We start from the raw sequence: 15,781 nt of genomic DNA, 5'->3' as shown, positions 1-15,781 counted from the left end.
CTTTGAGGATGATGGATTTTTCTGCGGCGAAAGGGCCGAAATTGACGCTTGATGAGGGGTCCGTTCTGGATATCGGCGCCTGCATCGTCGAGGGCAACGACCTCGCGCCCGGAAGTGCCGTTCCTGACGATGGCGATCCGCGGATCAGTCATTCTGTGGAAGGCTTCCTCTTCACCTGCGGTCCGGACCATATCCGCCATCCTGAGCCGATGTCCGGCGCCTATGAAGGCAAGCGCTATCCGCTTCACGGTTCCTTCGCGTCCCATCCAGCCAAAATTCTCTGGACTAAATTCGAGAATGGCAATGCGGAATGCCGCGCCGATATCGATGTTGTCGCCGCCGAACGCCGCACGGCGAGGCTCGAACGTCTTTGGCAGATCGATGGTGCGACGGGCGAGGTCTCGCTTGCGGACCGTTTGGTCAATACCAGCACGGAGGCGATGCCGGTTTTCCTGATGTACCACATGAACATCGGCGGCAAATGGTTCGATAACGGCACGCGCCTTGCTGGGCAGATGCTGGACAATGGCGGCTTTCCCTGGACCTTCGGCGAGGAGGGGGGCGATATCTTCTGCGTGCCGGCGCAGGACAAGGGCGAGGATTGGGCGGAGATCAGTCTCGGCCCCATCGCGGCCATCGGCGGCAAGACACTAAGGGTGCGCTTCGGCACCGATACGCTGCCATTCCTGCAGGTCTGGCGCAATCAGCGCGCGCCGGCGCATGTGCTCGGTATCGAGCCTGTTTCGCATCGCTGGGTCTCGCGGGCCGAGCTGGAAGAGACAGGCGAATTCAATATTCTCCAGCCCGGTGAAGCCCGCAATTTCATGCTCAATTTTGCCTTTGTTTGAGAGCGTGCCGCGGTTGACGCTCGCCCTATGGCGGCGTAGATCAAGGCCACGGTTTTAGAGAGGACATGAACCATGGATATCCGCCCGATCGACGATGAATACTCGGTGTCCGGCCAGATCACCGTAGAGGATCTCGACCAGATCAAGGCCCTGGGTTTCAAGTCCATCGTCTGCCATCGCCCCGATGGCGAAAGCCCGGATCAGACGCCGTTCGGTGTCATCGAAGCCCGCGCCAAGGAACTCGGTCTGGAGATCACCCAGGTGCCTGTCGGCCCGATGGGCGTAACTGAAGAGGCCGTGCAGGGCATGGTTGATGCGCTGGACGAGTTTCCGCGGCCGATGCTCGGCTATTGCCGCTCCGGCGCACGCTCGACCGCGATCTATCAGAAGACACATCACATCCGCGGCTGAACGGGTTCTTTCCCCCGGCCTTTTGATTGCGGGGCAGGCGGTGAGCTATGCCCTGTTTACCTGTCGAAGAACAACATCAGGAGAACACCATGAGCATCAAGCGTATCGACGTTGGCGCCCGCATGAGCGGAGCTGTCATCCACGGCAACACCGTCTATCTCGCCGGCCAGGTTGGCGAAGGCGAAAGCGTCACCGATCAGTGCAAGTCGGCGCTGGCTGAAGTTGACCGCCTGCTCGCTGCAGCCGGCTCCAACAAGTCGAAGATCCTGCAGACGATCATCTACCTCTCGGATATCTCCTACTTCGCTGAGATGAACGCCGCCTGGGAAGCCTGGGTCGATCCGGCCAACACGCCGGCCCGTGCGACCAGCGAAGCCAAGCTCGCAGCGCCGAAGTACAAGGTCGAATTCATCGTGACGGCAGCGCTCTAAGTCGCGCATCCGTGATTTTTCAAGGCCGGTGGGCTCGCGCTCACCGGCCTTTTGTCTGGGCGATTTCCGTCAGGGTGCGGGAGGGCGTGATCGCTTCCGGGTCGAGCGCAATCTCGATGATGGCCGGCTTGCCGCTCGCTCGCGCCCGCTCGAAGGCCGGGCCGAATTCTTCTGTCGCCTTCACGATTTCGCCGTGGCCGCCATAGGCGCGGGCAAGGGCCGCGAAATCCGGATTATCGAGTGCGGTGGCGCTGACCCGGCCTGGATATTCCCGTTCCTGATGCATGCGGATAGTGCCGTACATGCCGTTGTTGATGACTAAAGCGATGAGCGGCAGTCCATACTGGACAGCGGTTGCAAATTCCTGGCCATGCATCATGAAGCAGCCGTCGCCGGCAAAGCAGATGACTTCGCGCTCGGGAAAGAGCTGTTTTGCCGCAACCGCGGCCGGCAGACCATAGCCCATCGAGCCCGACGTCGGAGCCGCCTGCGTGTTGAAGCGGCGGAAGCGGTGGAAGCGGTGAAGCCAGGTGGCATAATTGCCGGCGCCATTGGTGAAGATCGCATCATCGGCCGTATTGGCTTCGATCCAATCCATGATGCGGCCCATATGGACGGCGCCGGGGCTCTTTTCCGGTGTTTTCGACCAGGCGAGATAGGCCGCGTGCATGCGTTCCGTGCGTTCGGCCCACGGTGTTACGGTTGGCGCATCGAGTTCTGCCAGAGCCGCAACGAAATCCGCTGGGCTGGCACAAATGGCCAGGTCCGGCCGATAGACCCGCCCAAGCTCCGAAGGGTCGGGATGGATATGGACGAGCTTTTGGCGCGGGTAGGGGATATCGACCAGCGTGTAGCCGGAGGAAGGCATTTCGGAGAGGCGGCCGCCGAGAAGGATCAGCAGATCCGCCTCTTTGATTTCCTTTGCCAGCGCCGGGTTGATGCCGATGCCGACATCGCCGGCATAATTGGGATGCAGATGGTCGAACAGCATCTGCCGGCGGAAGGAGCAGCCGACCGGCAGCTTGAAACGCTCGGCGAATTGCCTGATGCCGGCAACCGCTTCTTCGGTCCACCGCGTGCCGCCGAGGATTACCATCGGCCTTTCTGAGGCGGCGAGGCGCTGACGGAGCTCGGCAATTTGGCCTCGGCCGGGATGGGCAGCGACCGGCATATAGGGCAGCGCTCGCGGCGCCTCGACCTCATCGCGCAGCATGTCTTCCGGCAGGGTCAACACGACTGGACCGGGACGCCCAGACGTCGCGACCGCGAAGGCGCGGGTGACGAATTCCGGAATGCGGGCGGCATCATCGATCTCCCCGACCCATTTGGCGAATTCGGTAAAGGCGCGGCGAAATTCCACCTCCTGAAAAGCTTCGCGTTCGCGGGCATCGCGCTGGACCTGGCCGATGAACAGGATCATCGGGATCGAATCCTGCCGTGCGATATGAAGGCCGGCAGAGGCGTTTGTGGCGCCGGGACCGCGGGTGACCATGCAAATGCCCGGCTCGCCGGTCAATCCGCCCCAGGTATCCGCCATCATCGCCGCGCCGCCTTCCTGGCGGCAGACGAGTACCTTGATATCGCTGTCATGCAGGGCATCGAGCACGGCGAGAAAGCTCTCGCCCGGCACGCAGGACATGCGCTGCACACCATTGGCCTTCAAAGCCTCGACGATAAGTTGCCCGCCCGTTCGCTTCATCTCCTCGCCTTCCCCTCCAGTTCGGCCAATTCGGCCAGAACGTCCTCCTGATGTTCGCCGAGACGCGGGCTCGGCCGCGTATAGGTCAACGGCGTTTCCGATAGCACGATCGGCGTGCGGACGCTCGGAATGACAGTGCCGGCGCTATCCTCGAGATCGATCCTCAGGCCGCGCGCCACAATCTGCGGATCGGCGAACATATCCTCGATTGTGTTGATGGCGCCGGCCGGTACGGCGTTGGCCTTGCAGGCTTCCAGCAGCTCTGCTTTGTTCCACTTCAGCGTTTCGGCCGAGATGAAAGCCCGAACCTCGCTGCGGTTGGCAACGCGGGCCTTGTTGGTCGCATAGCGCTCGTCATCGGCATTGGTTTCCATGCCGAGAATGGTGCATAGGCGGCGGAACTGACCGTCATTGCCGACAGCGAGAATGAGATAGCCGTCGGCGGTGGGCACGACTTCATAGGGCGAGATGTTGGGATGGGCGTTGCCGAGCCGCACGGGCGGCTTACCCGAAATCAGATAGTTCATGTTCTGATTGGCGAGCACTGCGGATTGTACATCGAGCAGTGCCATGTCGATGAGTTGTCCTTCCCCCGTCTTCAGCGCATGGATCAGGGCGGCCTCGATTGCCGATACGGCATAGATGCCGGTGAAGATATCGGCGATTGCGACACCGGCCTTCATCGGCTGGCCATCCGGCTCGCCTGTGATCGACATGAAGCCGGACATGCCCTGAACGATATAGTCGTAGCCCGCGAGACTGGCATAGGGGCCGGTCTGCCCGAAGCCGGTGATCGAGCAATAGACGATGCGGGGATTGATCTTCCTCAGGCTTTCGTAATCCAGCCCGTATTTGACGAGGCCACCGAGCTTGAAATTCTCGACCACCACATCGGCTGTTTTTACCAGCCGGCGCACCAATTCCTGACCTTCTTCGGTCTTGAGATCGGCGGTGATGGAGCGCTTGCCGCGATTGGCGGAGTGATAATAGGCAGCAGAGAGATTTTCGCCATCCTTGCCTTCGACGAAGGGCGGACCCCATTGGCGGGTGTCGTCGCCGCCATCGGGATTTTCCACCTTGATGACATCGGCGCCGAGGTCGGCCAGCATCTGCCCCGCCCAGGGGCCGGCGAGAACGCGAGCAAGCTCTATGACACGAATACCGGACAGCGGAGGTTTCTTGGTTTTCTGGTCTGTCATGTCGATCCACTCGCTTACGGCGTGAATGCAGTTTCAGATGTATCGGATACCGGCTTGGAAGCAAAGCGCCGCTCGCGCCAGAGAATGTAGAGGCCGGAGCCGGTGATGATGAGAATGCCGAGCCATTTGATCGCATCCGGGAAATTGTCGAAGACGAGCCAGCCGAAGATCGTGGCGGAAACGATCTCGAAATACTGCAGCGGCGCAAGTGTCGAGGCCGGCACGGCGCGATAGGCATATACCGTGAGGATACCCGCCGCTGCTGCAGTAACACCAACGCCGAGCAGATAGAGCGTGGCCATCAGATCCGGAATGACCGGATCGAGGATTGTAGATCCCGCCGTTCGACCGATGGCAAGCAGGACCACGCTGATGCCGGTCCCCCATAAAGCCGTCTGGAACTGCATCGACCATGCGTCCTCGCTATGGGAGACCACCCGCGTGATCATGACGTAAACGGCGACGCAAAACGCGGTGACGATAGGAAGCAAGGCGAAAAAGCCGACTTCCTGAAAGCTTGGCTGGATGATCAGCATCGCGCCGAAAAAGCCCACGGCACAGGCGGTATAGCGCCGCCAGCCGATGGTTTCCTTCAGGAAGACGCTGCTGAGGATGGTGAGCATCATCGGCTCGACGAAGAAGATGGCAATGGCATCGGCCACTTCCATCACCTGCAGCGTGGTCACGAACGACACCATGGACAGCGTGAGCACGGCGGCACGGATGGCATGGACGCCGCTGCGTCGCCAACTCCACGCGCCCCATTTCCCGCGCATTGCCATCATGGGGAGCGCAAAAAGAGCCTGGAAGATGAAGCGTGCGGCGGTCACTTCGCCCGGCGGAATCGTGATCGCCGCGAGCTTGGAGAAGATATCCATGACTGGCGAGAGGACGACGGAGAGAAACATCGTCACCAAACCGAAGGTCAGCTCCGATTGCGGCAATCGCGCCGAGGAGCCGCTGGAGGTGTTCATTGTGGAATTCCCATGAGAATCAGTTGTTTGCCGCTATCCTCTTGCACCAGTCGGCGAAGTTGGAAATGGCTTCTTCGGCACCGATTTCGTTGAGCGTCTCGTGCCGCATGTCGGGATAGATCTCGATGGTAATACGAGAGAAACCGGCTCTTTTCAAATGGTTTGCCAGCCAGGAAATCGCTTTCGCATTGTCCGTCGCCGGATCCTTGCCGCCGCCGACGAGATGGATCGGCAGGTCGCGCCGGAGGCGGTCGAGATAGGTTCTTTGCGGCGCCCGGAAGGTCAACTCGAATAGGTCGAGCCAGAGCGAGACAGAGGCATCAAAGCCGCAAAGCGGATCGGCGATATATTTGTCCACCTGCTCGGGAATGCGCGAGAGCCAGTCGAAATCCGTGCGGCGGTTGGCGATCGATTGTCCCCAGGTGCCGAAGGTCAGTTTCGGCAGCGGCCCGCTCGGGACGTCCGATCCCTTGAACATGCGCTCCGTTTTGAGGATGAGTTGAGCGGCGCGGCCCGCGAGGCCTGGATTGAAATTGGAATTCCAGACTGTGACGGCATCGAACTTGTCGGGGTGCGTGACGACGGTGTTCAGGCTGATCAATCCGCCCATGGAATGCCCGAACAGGATGATTGGCACGCCGGGATGGGCGCTTGCGGCAAGCTCGCGCATGGCGAGCACATCGGCGATGACCAATCCCACTCCATCTCTTCGCGCAAAGCGGCCAATCGGCGCGTCGTGAGCGATGGTCTCGCCATGGCCGCGATGATCGTGAGCATAGACATGAAAGCCTCGGCCCGCCATCGTATCCGCGAAGGCCTCGTATCGGCGGGAATGCTCGGCGAGGCCGTGCGATATCAGCAGGATGCCGCGAGCATCGGTTGCCGCCGGCAAATGATGATAGGCAAGGGTTGCGCCTGTCGGACTTTTCAGGCGCTGCGTCTCGGCGAACATATATTTGTTCCTCCCCTGTTAGACGAAAGGTCATCCCTCGCTCGATTGCAATGGATAGGTGATAAAGCTCACAGAAATAAATCTTTCCGAGCGCCGTGATTCAGGATTGCGCCTGCTCGCTCAAACTGCTTATTTGTTCCCATAATGTTCTAGTTGGAGGCAGGAATGAAGCAGTGGCTTCGAGTATTTGCAGTTGTACTTCTTTCGGTCGGAACGGCGGCGAGCGCCATGGCTCAGGAACATAGCCGCGGACGGACGCGCTTTATCCTGGCGGCGAGCTGGGAGCCGGCATTTTGTCAGACGAACCAGAAGAAGGCGGAATGCCGGAACCAGTCGTCGGACAATCATGATGCCACGAATTTTTCCCTGCATGGCCTCTGGCCGATGCGGCAGGAATATTGCGATGTTTCCGAGGATCTGAAGCAGGCGGATCGTGGCCGCGACTGGAAGGATCTGCCTGCCGTGCAGCTTTCCCAAGACGTGAAGGCGAAGCTGGATAAGGCAATGCCAGGCACTCAATCCGGCCTGGAACGGCATGAATGGATCAAGCACGGCACCTGCACGAAGCTCAGCGCCGACCAATATTTCTCCATCGCCGCCGGTCTGATTGCCGAACTCAATACGTCTGCCGTGCGCGAACTCTTTGCGCAGAATATCGGCAAGGAGCTGGATGCCGAAAGCATCAAGGCAGCCTTTGACCAGAGCTTCGGCGAGGGCGCCAATGCGCGCATCAAGATGAGCTGCCGCCGCGTCGGCGATGTCCGAATGATTTCGGAGCTGACCATCGGTCTCTCCGAAGATGCGATCGATCCCCAGCAGGGAAGTGAGCCGCGGCTCGCCAAACTGATCCAGGGGGCCGGCAGCACCTCCTTCGGCTGTGATCGGGGTGTGGTGGACGCGGCCGGTTTCTGAGAAAATACGGCCTTTCTGACACGGATAATGCCCTCGGACAAGGTTTCGCCGTTGCCCGAGGGCGGGGTTTCGCCTACATAGCGGCACAAATCGCAACGCTATTCGCCCGTGGAGCAACCCAAGCTATGGCACGTCAGTTCATTTATCATATGGCCGGTCTGAATAAGTCCTATGGCGCCAAGAAGATTCTCGAGAATATACATCTCTCGTTCTACCCCGATGCCAAGATCGGTATTCTCGGCCCGAACGGTGCAGGTAAATCGACCGTGCTGCGCATCATGGCCGGCCTCGACAAGGAATATACCGGCGAAGCCTGGCTGGCCGAAGGCGCCACCATCGGCTACCTGGCGCAGGAGCCTCAGCTCGATCCCAACAAGACGGTTTTCGAAAACGTCATGGAAGGCGTTGCCAAGAAAACCGAAATCCTCAATCGCTACAACGAATTGATGATGAACTATTCCGACGAGACCGCGGAAGAGGGCGCCAAGCTCCAGGATATCATCGACAGCCAGAACCTCTGGGATCTGGAAAGCCAGGTGGAGATGGCGATGGAAGCCTTGTGCTGCCCGCCGCGCGATGCCGAAGTCACCAGCCTTTCAGGCGGTGAGCGCCGCCGTATCGCACTGTGTCGCCTGCTTCTCTCGCAGCCGGACCTGCTGCTGCTCGACGAACCGACCAACCATCTCGACGCTGAGACCATTGCCTGGCTGGAAAAGCACCTGCGCGATTATCCGGGCGCCGTGATGATGATCACCCACGACCGCTACTTCCTCGACAATGTTACCGGCTGGATTCTCGAACTCGACCGCGGTCGCGGCATTCCCTACGAAGGCAACTATTCCGCCTATCTGCGGGCCAAGGCCAAGCGCATGCAGCAGGAAGCCCGCGAAGAAGCTGGCCGCCAGAAGGCGATCAGCCGCGAACAGGAATGGATTGCCTCCAGCCCGAAGGCCCGCCAGGCCAAGTCCAAGGCGCGTATCAACGCTTACGAACAGCTGGTCGATGCTGCCGAAAATCAGCGTCCCGGTGATGCGCAGATCATCATTCCGGTCAGCGAGCGTCTCGGCCAGGTGGTGATCGAGATGGAGGGCATCACCAAGGGCTTCGAAGGCCGCACGCTGATCAACGATCTGTCGATCAAGCTGCCGCCCGGCGGTATCGTTGGCATCATTGGCCCGAACGGCGCCGGCAAGACGACCCTGTTCAAGATGATCACCGGGCAGGAAAAGCCGGATGCCGGCACGGTCCGCATCGGCGAGACGGTGCATCTCAGCTATGTCGACCAGAGCCGCGATGCGCTTGACGGCAATAAGACGGTATGGGAGGAAATCTCCGGCGGCGCCGAAGTCATCAAGCTCGGCAAGTTCGACATGAACTCGCGCGCTTATTGCGGCGCCTTTAACTTCAAGGGCGGCGACCAGCAGCAGAAGGTTGGCAATCTCTCTGGCGGTCAGCGCAACCGCGTTCACCTGGCCAAGATGTTGAAGGCTGGCGGCAACGTGCTTCTGCTCGACGAACCAACCAACGACCTCGATACGGAAACGCTGGCGGCGCTGGAAAGCGCGCTCGAAAACTTCGCCGGCTGCGCCATCATCATTAGCCACGACCGCATGTTCCTCGACCGCCTGGCCACGCACATCCTGGCCTTTGAAGGCGAAGGCCATGTCGAATGGTTCGAAGGCAATTTCGAAGATTACGAGCAGGACAAGATCCGCCGTCTCGGCCCCGATGCTCTCAATCCGGGCAGCCAGGCGCATAAGCGCCTGACACGCTGAGCTCTCGGTTTGGCTCTTTTGAAAACCCCGGCTTGTCCGGGGTTTTCGTTTATGTAGCAATCGCCCTCGATATTCTGTTTTCGCCGGAAACTAACGGATTTCCGACGTCGAACTCCGGTGGGTAGCCGATTGGCTCTTGCCAAGAAAACCCAAATCACATAAAGATATCTTTATATCTTGATTGGGTGTGGAATGACAGATCTGGTTAAACTCGGCTTGGATGACGTAGTAGACGTGTTGAAGGCGGTCGGAGAGCCGACGAGGCTGCGTCTTCTCGCGCTTCTCGCTGCCGGCGATCTTACGGTGACCGATCTTACCGAAATTCTTGGCCAGTCGCAGCCGCGCATTTCCCGGCATTTGAAGCTGCTCGGTGAAGCCGGACTGATTGATCGTTATCAGGAAGGCGCCTGGGCTTACTTCCGGCTGAAGCAGGAGGGCAAGGCCGTGACGCTGGCTCGCAGCCTGCTGCGTCATACCGCCGAAAAGGATACGGTGCTGCTGCGTGACGGGGAACGCCTCGCCTCCGTAAAGCGCATTCGCGCCGAGCGCGCCCAGGCCTATTTCAGCCGCAATGCCGCCGAGTGGGATGAGTTGCGTCGTCTCCATGTCGCCGACGAGGATGTCGACAAGGCGCTGATCGATCTTATCGGTCCGCAGCCGATCGACTCCTTTCTCGATCTCGGCACGGGTACCGGCCGGATGCTGCAGCTTCTGGCCGGGCATTATCGCCGCGCCGTCGGTATCGATGCCAGCCGTGATATGCTGGCCGTCGCCCGCGCCAATCTGGACCGTGCCAATATCACCGCCGCCTCGGTGCGGCATGGCGATATTTTCAACCTGCCGCTCGAGCAGCAGGATTTCGATCTCATCACCATCCACCAGGTGCTGCATTTCCTTGATCAGCCGGAGGTTGCCATCAATGAGGCCGCACGAATGCTGCGGCCCGGCGGCCGGCTTGTCATCATCGACCTCGCGCCGCACGGGCTTGAATATCTGCGTGACGAGCATGCGCATCTTCGCCTCGGCTTCTCGCATCAGGCCATGTCGGATTGGCTGAAACTGGCGGGGCTGGATGTGGAGCGCGTGCAGGATCTTCATTCGGGGAGGGAAGGCGGACAGGCGCTGACCGTCACCATCTGGCTGGCGCGTGACCCGCGGTTGCTGATTGCGTCCGGCCAGGGCCACCAGTCATCCCCCATTCTTGCCGGGAGAGTTTGACATGTCTTCGAGATCAGAAAGCCATAACGCGGGTATCCGCATCTCCTTCGAGTTTTTTCCGCCCAAGTCGGAAGAGGCCGAGCAGCAGTTGTGGAACACCGTCGAGGAACTCAGCGATTGGGACCCTGAATTCGTTTCAGTAACCTATGGAGCGGGCGGCTCGACCAAGGCGCCGACGCTTTCCGCCGTGCGAAAGATGATCCACGAGACGCCGTTCACGACCGCATCGCATCTGACCTGCGTCGGCGCTACGCGCGAAGATACGCATCGTGTGATCGACGAGTTCCTGGCTACGGGTGTTCGCCGTTTCGTCGCGTTGCGCGGCGATCCGCCGGGTGGTGTCGGCTCGGCCTATCAACCGCATCCGGGCGGTTATGCCAATGCCGCGGAACTGGTTGGCGCTTTGCGGGAGCGCGGCGATTTCGACATTTCCGTTTCCGCCTATCCCGAAAAGCATCCGGAAAGCCGCGATACGGCAGCCGATATCGACATGCTGAAGCGCAAGGCAGAGAACGGTGCTGATCGAGCCTTGACCCAGTTCTTCTTCGATAATGATGCTTTCGAGCGCTACCATGATCGCGTTCGCGCAGCGGGCATCGAGATTCCCGTCGTCCCGGGGATCATGCCAATCCAGAACCTGACGCAGCTGAAGCGCTTTGCCGGTGCATGCGGCGCCAGTATCCCTTCCTGGCTTGATGAGCGTTTCGACGGTCTGGACGACAATATCGAGGAACGCGCCAAGGTCGCAGCCGACGTGGCCGCCGAACAGATACAGGATCTCGTGCGCCGTGGCATTCACGAGTTTCACATCTATACGATGAACCGTTCGCCGCTTGTGTCCGCCGTGCTTGAGCGGCTCGGCCTCCAGCGCAAGGTGGCTTCCCAGGCCGGCGCTGCTGCCTAAACCGTTTTGCGAAGCGTGACGATAAAAAGCGCATGTCCTGCCGGGCATGCGCTTTTCTAATAAGGCAGGGGTTTTGTTAACTTCTCGGAGTTTGATCGTGTGCGAATTTCCCTGAAGCCGTCAGATGAAAAGCATCGTCACGACGAAAGCGAAGGCCGCACCGACCACTAGGACGTTGATGGATCGTGTTAATCCCATGTCTTCCTCCTCAGTCAGCTGTTAAATGTTATGTCGAAAATATGTTGCTTGGAAAGAACATTCGATGCTGCGACGCGGTACTGAGTTCGCGGCTTGATTCATGAACTGACAGCAGTGACTTGATATTGCTTTATAAATATGGATTTCCGGCGCGATGACGGGCTGTGAATAAATATTAATATGTTGTGACTGTAGGCCACGTGAATGGAGTGGGAGATCATGTCTCCCGCGTTCTGACGCCGCGTTTCATCCATGCGAAAAGCCGCCCATCGAGGACGAGCAGACCTGCGGCAATGAGCAGCATGCCGACGATTTCGGTCGGCCCCATTCGCTCTCCGAGAAAGAGGAAGCCGAGCAATAACGCGCTCGGCGGCACGAGCAGAGTGACGAGCGAGGTGTTGGTGGCGCCTGCAAGCTCGATGATGCGAAAATAGAGGATGTAGGCGAAAGCGGTCGATAGCAGCGCCAGGCCGAGAATGGCGGCAATTGCCGTCATAGGTGGGACGGCGAGCGCCCAAGGCTGGTCGATCACCAGCGCAATCGGCAGCATGATGAGCGAGGAGCCTGTCAATTGGCCCGCTGCCACAACCGGCGGCGCGATGCCTTTGAAGCGTTTGGCATAAATCGCCGCGAATCCATAGGAGATTGCCGCCAAGATCGGCAATGAGAGTGCCCAGAAGGGTACCGAGCCGCTGCTGGTAATGCTCGGTCCGAGCAACACGATCGTTCCGAGGAGGCCGGTGAGGCAGCCGACCAGCTTGGCCGATGTCAAGCGTTCGTCGGTGGTGAGCTGATTGCCGATCAACACGGTCCACATCGGCGTCGTCGCGTTCAGGATGGATGCGAGCCCGGCACCCATTTGCGTCTGGCCGCAGAAGATCAGCGTATGCGGTATCGCATTGTTGATTAAGCCCAGCAGCAGAAATTGCGGCCAATGGTGGCGCAGGGACTGATAGATATTGAGGCGACCGGCTAGATAGAGATGCAATGCCACGGCCGCCAGCGACAGACGCAGAAAGACGAGCGTGAAGGGCGGTACGTAGTGAACGGCGATACGAGCGAAGAAGAACGAACCGCCCCAGATCAATCCGAGCAACAGCAGCAGGCCCCATTTCGAAACGCTCATTCGATGTTCGCCATTCATGGCATCTCTCTCCTCTTTCGGTGCATCTAAACCGGAAGAGGACAGGCTCTCCACCCGTTTCTTGCTGGTTTGCCCATGGGGAGCGAGGGGAGCAGATACAAAAAGGCGGCCTGGAGCCGCCTTTTCGATCGATATATGGGAGAAATCAAAGTGCGTTGAGCAATGCCGTCGTCGCCCAGCCGTCAGCCGGCATGCCCAGGCGGAACTGTTCCTTCTGGATGGCGACACGCGTGCCGGAGCCGAGGATGCCATCGATCTTGCCGACATCGTAGCCGCGGGCCACAAGCTTGGTCTGGAGCGCCTTCATGTCGACCTCATTGAGGCCCGGCTCGGGATTGCCCTTGTTATAGGGTGGTGCGCCGGCAAAACGTGTGGCGAAATAGGCGGCCGAGGTCGAGTAGACGAAAGACTTGTTCCAGCCGAGATAGGCATTGGTATAGTTAGGATAGGCGAGGAAAGCGGTACCCTTGCGGCCCTGCGGCAAGATGAGGGCAGCCGGCAGAGAGCTGAAATTCGTGTTACCGTCGCGCGGGGTGACGCCGAGCTTGAACCAATCGCCCGCGGTCAGCGTGCCGCCGATGCCGGATTTTTCCCAGGGAAGATTGTCCGGAACCGTCACCTCCTGCAGCCAGGGCTGGTCGCGCTGGAAGCCAAGATGCTGGAGGAATCGTGCCGTTGTCAGAATGACGTCAGGTGCGCTGGTCTTCAGGTTGACATGGCCATCGCCATCGCCATCGGTGCCATAAGCGATGATATCAGGTGGCAGCATCTGCGTCTGGCCGATTTCGCCAGCCCACGCGCCCGTCGTCGTTGCTGGGTCGACATCGCCGTGCTGGACGAGTTCGATCAGCGCGATCAGGCGCGGACGGAAGAAGTCCGGCCGACGGCAATCGTGCGAGAGGGTGACCAGCGCGTTGCGGGTGTTGAAATTGCCCTGAACGGCGCCGAAATCGGTTTCCATCGCCCAGAAGGTGGTGATGACAGCGGCAGGCACGCCATAGTCCTGTTCGGCCTTGGCGAAGACGTCGGCATATTGCTTCATCTTCTGGCGGCCGATATCGAGGCGGCCCTGGCTGACGGTGCGCTGGGAGAATTCGAAGAAGGTCTGACGGAAGACGCCCTGGTTACGGTCCATGGCGAGAACCTTCTGGTCAATCTGGGCGCCAGCGAGCGTCTTGTCGGCAGCGGCAGCATCTGCGCCATCGGCAATCGCCTCAGCCTTCACACCGGCCAGAAATGCGGTGAGATCGCCGCCGCAGGCTACCTTCGGAGTGGCATCGCTGCTCGCGGGCGGCACTGCAGCCGGTGCCGCGCTTTGAGCCAACGCCGTACCGGTCATGGCTGAGGCGAGGAGCAACGCAAGAGCGCCGCGTCGAATGGTGTCACGATCCATGAGCGATCCTTTCCAATGATAGAATAGGGTCGCTTTCACAGAAGATTGTGACATAAGCAAGAGAGAATTGGCTGCGGTCTCAAGAATTTCCTTGCTTCTCTACTGCCGCTACCCAGTTGTGCCAATTTTGTTCGGAACCGGCAAAAACATTGATATCCGTCGGACCCTTGATGCCGGGGATGACGCCCGTCGAGGTATATTGCCAGAAGGCCCAGCTGCGGTCTGCGTAGGTCTCTTTCGGATGCTTGGCGACGGATCGGACCCAGAAATGATAGTCCTGGAAATAGCCGACTAGATTTTCACGATGGAAGTCAACCGAAGTATAGATGATCGGGCGCTTGCCGTAATAGGCCTGCAGGCGATCCATAAAGCGCTTGATCTCGGTGCGTACCGTTTCAGGAGCCGGTCTGGTCTTGCAGGTGGGGGAGCCCGGGTTCCATTCGACGTCGACGACGGGCGGAAGCGCCATGGCATCCTTCGGCACGTTGCGGATGAACCAATCGGCCTGCTCGTCGGCCGTCGAGCAGAAATAGAAGAAATGATAGGGCGCATGCAGAAGTCCGGCAGCACTCGCTTCATTCCAATACTCGGTGAAGCGAGGGTCGATCCGGTCCTTGCCCTCTGTCGCCTTGATGAAGACGAAGGCGACGCCCGAGCCCTTGACGGCTTTCCAATCGATATCGCCCTGCCATTTGGAAATATCGATGCCATGGATGGGATGGCGCTGCGGATGATCGCGGCCGAAGTCCTGCGGTTTCGTGTCGGCAAATCTGGTCTTGGGAAGGGCCGCCGTCGAGAGGGCGTCATAGCCCGTTGTGCAGCCGGTCAAGGCAAGAGCGAGCGGCAGTAGGCATGCCAGAAGCCGGCGCATAGATATCCTGTTATGGCCCGAGTGATCTTGCTGCCCCAAGACTTGGCTTCCGTAATGTGGTCCCCGAGAATCCGAAAGAGCGGCAGACCATACCGTTGCCAGCTGGTCTTGCCACTTTATTCACCATATCAACGTAAAAAATGCGTTATCTTCAAGCAAATTCTTATGCTTGCGCCTTCCGAGGCCGGATTTTGCGCTGGAATCTGTCGCCGCTCAGGCGCCGCACCGGGTCGCTACGGCCCGCCAGGCGTAGCCACGGCCGATCTTTTCGGTTTTCACCGACATGCCCCGCACCGCAGCCTTCTCTTCGAGCACGGTCAAAAGATCGGCGCGGGGAGTGACGTGGAATTTCTTCAGCCAGCCTTTGAGCATGGCACGGAACCAGCCCGGCAATCCTTCCTGCTGGCCGAAATCGACGATGTGAAGCTCGCCGCCCGGTGCGACTGCGTCGAGCGATGCGTCGACGGCATTTTTCCAGTCCGGGATCATCGACAGCGCGTAGGAGATCATGACACGGTCGAAGCCCTCGGTGCCGAAATCGTCGGGCGAGAAAGCGGTGGCATCGGCGACGCGAAAATCCGGCATCTGTTTCAGGCCGCGGAAATTATTGCGGGCCGAGATCAGCATTTCCTGCGAGATGTCGAGGCCGTAGAGGCGGGCGGAGGGGAAGCGCCGATAGGCGAGCAGCATATTGCGGCCGGTGCCGCAGCCCACTTCCAGAAGCGAGCCGCCGACGGGGACATTCAGCTGTTCGATCGTGCGATCGCGGCCGAATAGGTAATATTTGCGGGTCAGGTCATAGATGTGACGCTGATAACGGTACATGCCGTCCATCAGCTTGGCGTGATTGTT

The 15,781-nt window shown here is 59.6% G+C and carries 15 protein-coding genes; 7 read left to right on the top strand and 8 right to left on the bottom strand.

All coding sequences use genetic code 11. The features are described from left to right. The first annotated feature begins 8 nt into the window (after nt 1–8). From AC13RE_RS04165 to AC13RE_RS04155, 3 genes are all read left to right on the top strand, one after another. The gene (locus AC13RE_RS04165; protein ID WP_488483073.1) at nt 9–848 is read left to right on the top strand and encodes a DUF4432 family protein; all 840 of its coding nucleotides are present in this window, start codon (nt 9–11) and stop codon (nt 846–848) included. Nucleotides 849–920: 72 nt separating this feature from the next. Next, the gene (locus AC13RE_RS04160; RefSeq protein WP_112334441.1) at nt 921–1,259 is read left to right on the top strand and encodes a protein tyrosine phosphatase family protein; all 339 of its coding nucleotides are present in this window, start codon (nt 921–923) and stop codon (nt 1,257–1,259) included. Between the two features lie 89 nt (nt 1,260–1,348). Beyond that, nucleotides 1,349–1,690 (top strand): RidA family protein, encoded by a 342-nt coding sequence (locus AC13RE_RS04155; RefSeq protein ID WP_132717021.1) that lies wholly within the window; start codon nt 1,349–1,351, stop codon nt 1,688–1,690. Nucleotides 1,691–1,730: 40 nt separating this feature from the next. Here the strand turns inward: AC13RE_RS04155 and AC13RE_RS04150 are convergent, their stop codons facing one another. Genes AC13RE_RS04150 through AC13RE_RS04135 form a run of 4 tightly spaced genes read right to left on the bottom strand, consistent with a single transcriptional unit; the run spans nt 1,731 to nt 6,514 of the window. Then, nucleotides 1,731–3,389 carry a thiamine pyrophosphate-binding protein gene (locus tag AC13RE_RS04150; protein ID WP_488562040.1) on the bottom strand — a complete coding sequence of 553 codons (1,659 nt, stop codon included), beginning with the start codon at nt 3,387–3,389 and terminating at the stop codon, nt 1,731–1,733. Further along, nucleotides 3,386–4,588 (bottom strand): succinate--glutarate CoA-transferase, encoded by a 1,203-nt coding sequence (gene caiB / locus AC13RE_RS04145; protein WP_488562039.1) that lies wholly within the window; start codon nt 4,586–4,588, stop codon nt 3,386–3,388. Before caiB ends, AC13RE_RS04150 begins: the two co-directional genes overlap by 4 nt. A 14-nt stretch (nt 4,589–4,602) precedes the next feature. Beyond that, nucleotides 4,603–5,562: a DMT family transporter gene (locus AC13RE_RS04140; protein ID WP_488562038.1), complete on the bottom strand. Its 960-nt coding sequence runs from the start codon at nt 5,560–5,562 to the stop codon at nt 4,603–4,605. Nucleotides 5,563–5,581: 19 nt separating this feature from the next. Further along, nucleotides 5,582–6,514, bottom strand: a complete 933-nt coding sequence (locus AC13RE_RS04135; RefSeq protein WP_488562037.1) for an alpha/beta hydrolase — start codon at nt 6,512–6,514, stop codon at nt 5,582–5,584. Between the two features lie 165 nt (nt 6,515–6,679). On the opposite strand from AC13RE_RS04135, the gene AC13RE_RS04130 reads away from it, so the two are divergent. The 4 genes from AC13RE_RS04130 (at nt 6,680) to metF (ending at nt 11,323) form a co-directional block, all read left to right on the top strand. Then, nucleotides 6,680–7,426 carry a ribonuclease T2 family protein gene (locus AC13RE_RS04130; protein ID WP_488562036.1) on the top strand — a complete coding sequence of 249 codons (747 nt, stop codon included), beginning with the start codon at nt 6,680–6,682 and terminating at the stop codon, nt 7,424–7,426. Between the two features lie 125 nt (nt 7,427–7,551). Continuing rightward, nucleotides 7,552–9,201 carry an energy-dependent translational throttle protein EttA gene (gene ettA / locus AC13RE_RS04125; RefSeq protein WP_132717015.1) on the top strand — a complete coding sequence of 550 codons (1,650 nt, stop codon included), beginning with the start codon at nt 7,552–7,554 and terminating at the stop codon, nt 9,199–9,201. Nucleotides 9,202–9,393: 192 nt separating this feature from the next. Then, a complete protein-coding gene (locus AC13RE_RS04120; protein WP_488483078.1) occupies nt 9,394–10,419 on the top strand; it encodes an ArsR/SmtB family transcription factor in 1,026 nt (341 codons plus the stop codon). Nucleotide 10,420: 1 nt separating this feature from the next. Further along, entirely contained in the window at nt 10,421–11,323 is a 903-nt protein-coding gene (gene metF, locus AC13RE_RS04115; protein WP_488483079.1) for a methylenetetrahydrofolate reductase [NAD(P)H], read from the top strand. A gap of 415 nt (nt 11,324–11,738) precedes the next feature. Here metF and AC13RE_RS04110 read toward each other — a convergent pair whose 3' ends face one another. The 4 genes from AC13RE_RS04110 to AC13RE_RS04095 all read right to left on the bottom strand — a co-directional run bounded on the left by AC13RE_RS04110 (nt 11,739) and on the right by AC13RE_RS04095 (nt 15,763). Continuing rightward, nucleotides 11,739–12,665, bottom strand: a complete 927-nt coding sequence (locus AC13RE_RS04110; protein ID WP_488562035.1) for a DMT family transporter — start codon at nt 12,663–12,665, stop codon at nt 11,739–11,741. 145 nt (nt 12,666–12,810) lie between these two features. Continuing rightward, entirely contained in the window at nt 12,811–14,058 is a 1,248-nt protein-coding gene (locus AC13RE_RS04105) for a lytic murein transglycosylase (protein WP_488562034.1), read from the bottom strand. Between the two features lie 79 nt (nt 14,059–14,137). Continuing rightward, nucleotides 14,138–14,929, bottom strand: coding sequence for a glycoside hydrolase family 25 protein (locus AC13RE_RS04100; RefSeq protein ID WP_015340373.1), 792 nt, complete (start codon nt 14,927–14,929; stop codon nt 14,138–14,140). A gap of 213 nt (nt 14,930–15,142) precedes the next feature. Further along, nucleotides 15,143–15,763: a class I SAM-dependent methyltransferase gene (locus tag AC13RE_RS04095; RefSeq protein ID WP_165915223.1), complete on the bottom strand. Its 621-nt coding sequence runs from the start codon at nt 15,761–15,763 to the stop codon at nt 15,143–15,145. Nucleotides 15,764–15,781 lie beyond the last annotated feature (18 nt).

The organism is Martinezella sp. CNPSo 3959 (assembly GCF_057784355.1).
Note: the sequence above shows the minus strand (reverse complement) of the source record. Positions and strands in the feature narration are given on the sequence as shown.

What these genes read in the sequence shown, in the direction of transcription:
- AC13RE_RS04120 (WP_488483078.1), top strand. Translation starts at nt 9,394, where the DNA reads ATGACAGATCTGGTTAAACTCGGCTTGGATGACGTAGTAGACGTGTTG.
- ettA (WP_132717015.1), top strand. Translation starts at nt 7,552, where the DNA reads ATGGCACGTCAGTTCATTTATCATATGGCCGGTCTGAATAAGTCCTAT.
- AC13RE_RS04160 (WP_112334441.1), top strand. Translation starts at nt 921, where the DNA reads ATGGATATCCGCCCGATCGACGATGAATACTCGGTGTCCGGCCAGATC.
- AC13RE_RS04105 (WP_488562034.1), bottom strand. Translation starts at nt 14,058, where the DNA reads ATGGATCGTGACACCATTCGACGCGGCGCTCTTGCGTTGCTCCTCGCC.
- AC13RE_RS04140 (WP_488562038.1), bottom strand. Translation starts at nt 5,562, where the DNA reads ATGAACACCTCCAGCGGCTCCTCGGCGCGATTGCCGCAATCGGAGCTG.
- AC13RE_RS04100 (WP_015340373.1), bottom strand. Translation starts at nt 14,929, where the DNA reads ATGCGCCGGCTTCTGGCATGCCTACTGCCGCTCGCTCTTGCCTTGACC.
- AC13RE_RS04130 (WP_488562036.1), top strand. Translation starts at nt 6,680, where the DNA reads ATGAAGCAGTGGCTTCGAGTATTTGCAGTTGTACTTCTTTCGGTCGGA.
- metF (WP_488483079.1), top strand. Translation starts at nt 10,421, where the DNA reads ATGTCTTCGAGATCAGAAAGCCATAACGCGGGTATCCGCATCTCCTTC.
- caiB (WP_488562039.1), bottom strand. Translation starts at nt 4,588, where the DNA reads ATGACAGACCAGAAAACCAAGAAACCTCCGCTGTCCGGTATTCGTGTC.
- AC13RE_RS04135 (WP_488562037.1), bottom strand. Translation starts at nt 6,514, where the DNA reads ATGTTCGCCGAGACGCAGCGCCTGAAAAGTCCGACAGGCGCAACCCTT.
- AC13RE_RS04095 (WP_165915223.1), bottom strand. Translation starts at nt 15,763, where the DNA reads ATGGACGGCATGTACCGTTATCAGCGTCACATCTATGACCTGACCCGC.
- AC13RE_RS04150 (WP_488562040.1), bottom strand. Translation starts at nt 3,389, where the DNA reads ATGAAGCGAACGGGCGGGCAACTTATCGTCGAGGCTTTGAAGGCCAAT.
- AC13RE_RS04110 (WP_488562035.1), bottom strand. Translation starts at nt 12,665, where the DNA reads ATGAATGGCGAACATCGAATGAGCGTTTCGAAATGGGGCCTGCTGCTG.
- AC13RE_RS04165 (WP_488483073.1), top strand. Translation starts at nt 9, where the DNA reads ATGATGGATTTTTCTGCGGCGAAAGGGCCGAAATTGACGCTTGATGAG.
- AC13RE_RS04155 (WP_132717021.1), top strand. Translation starts at nt 1,349, where the DNA reads ATGAGCATCAAGCGTATCGACGTTGGCGCCCGCATGAGCGGAGCTGTC.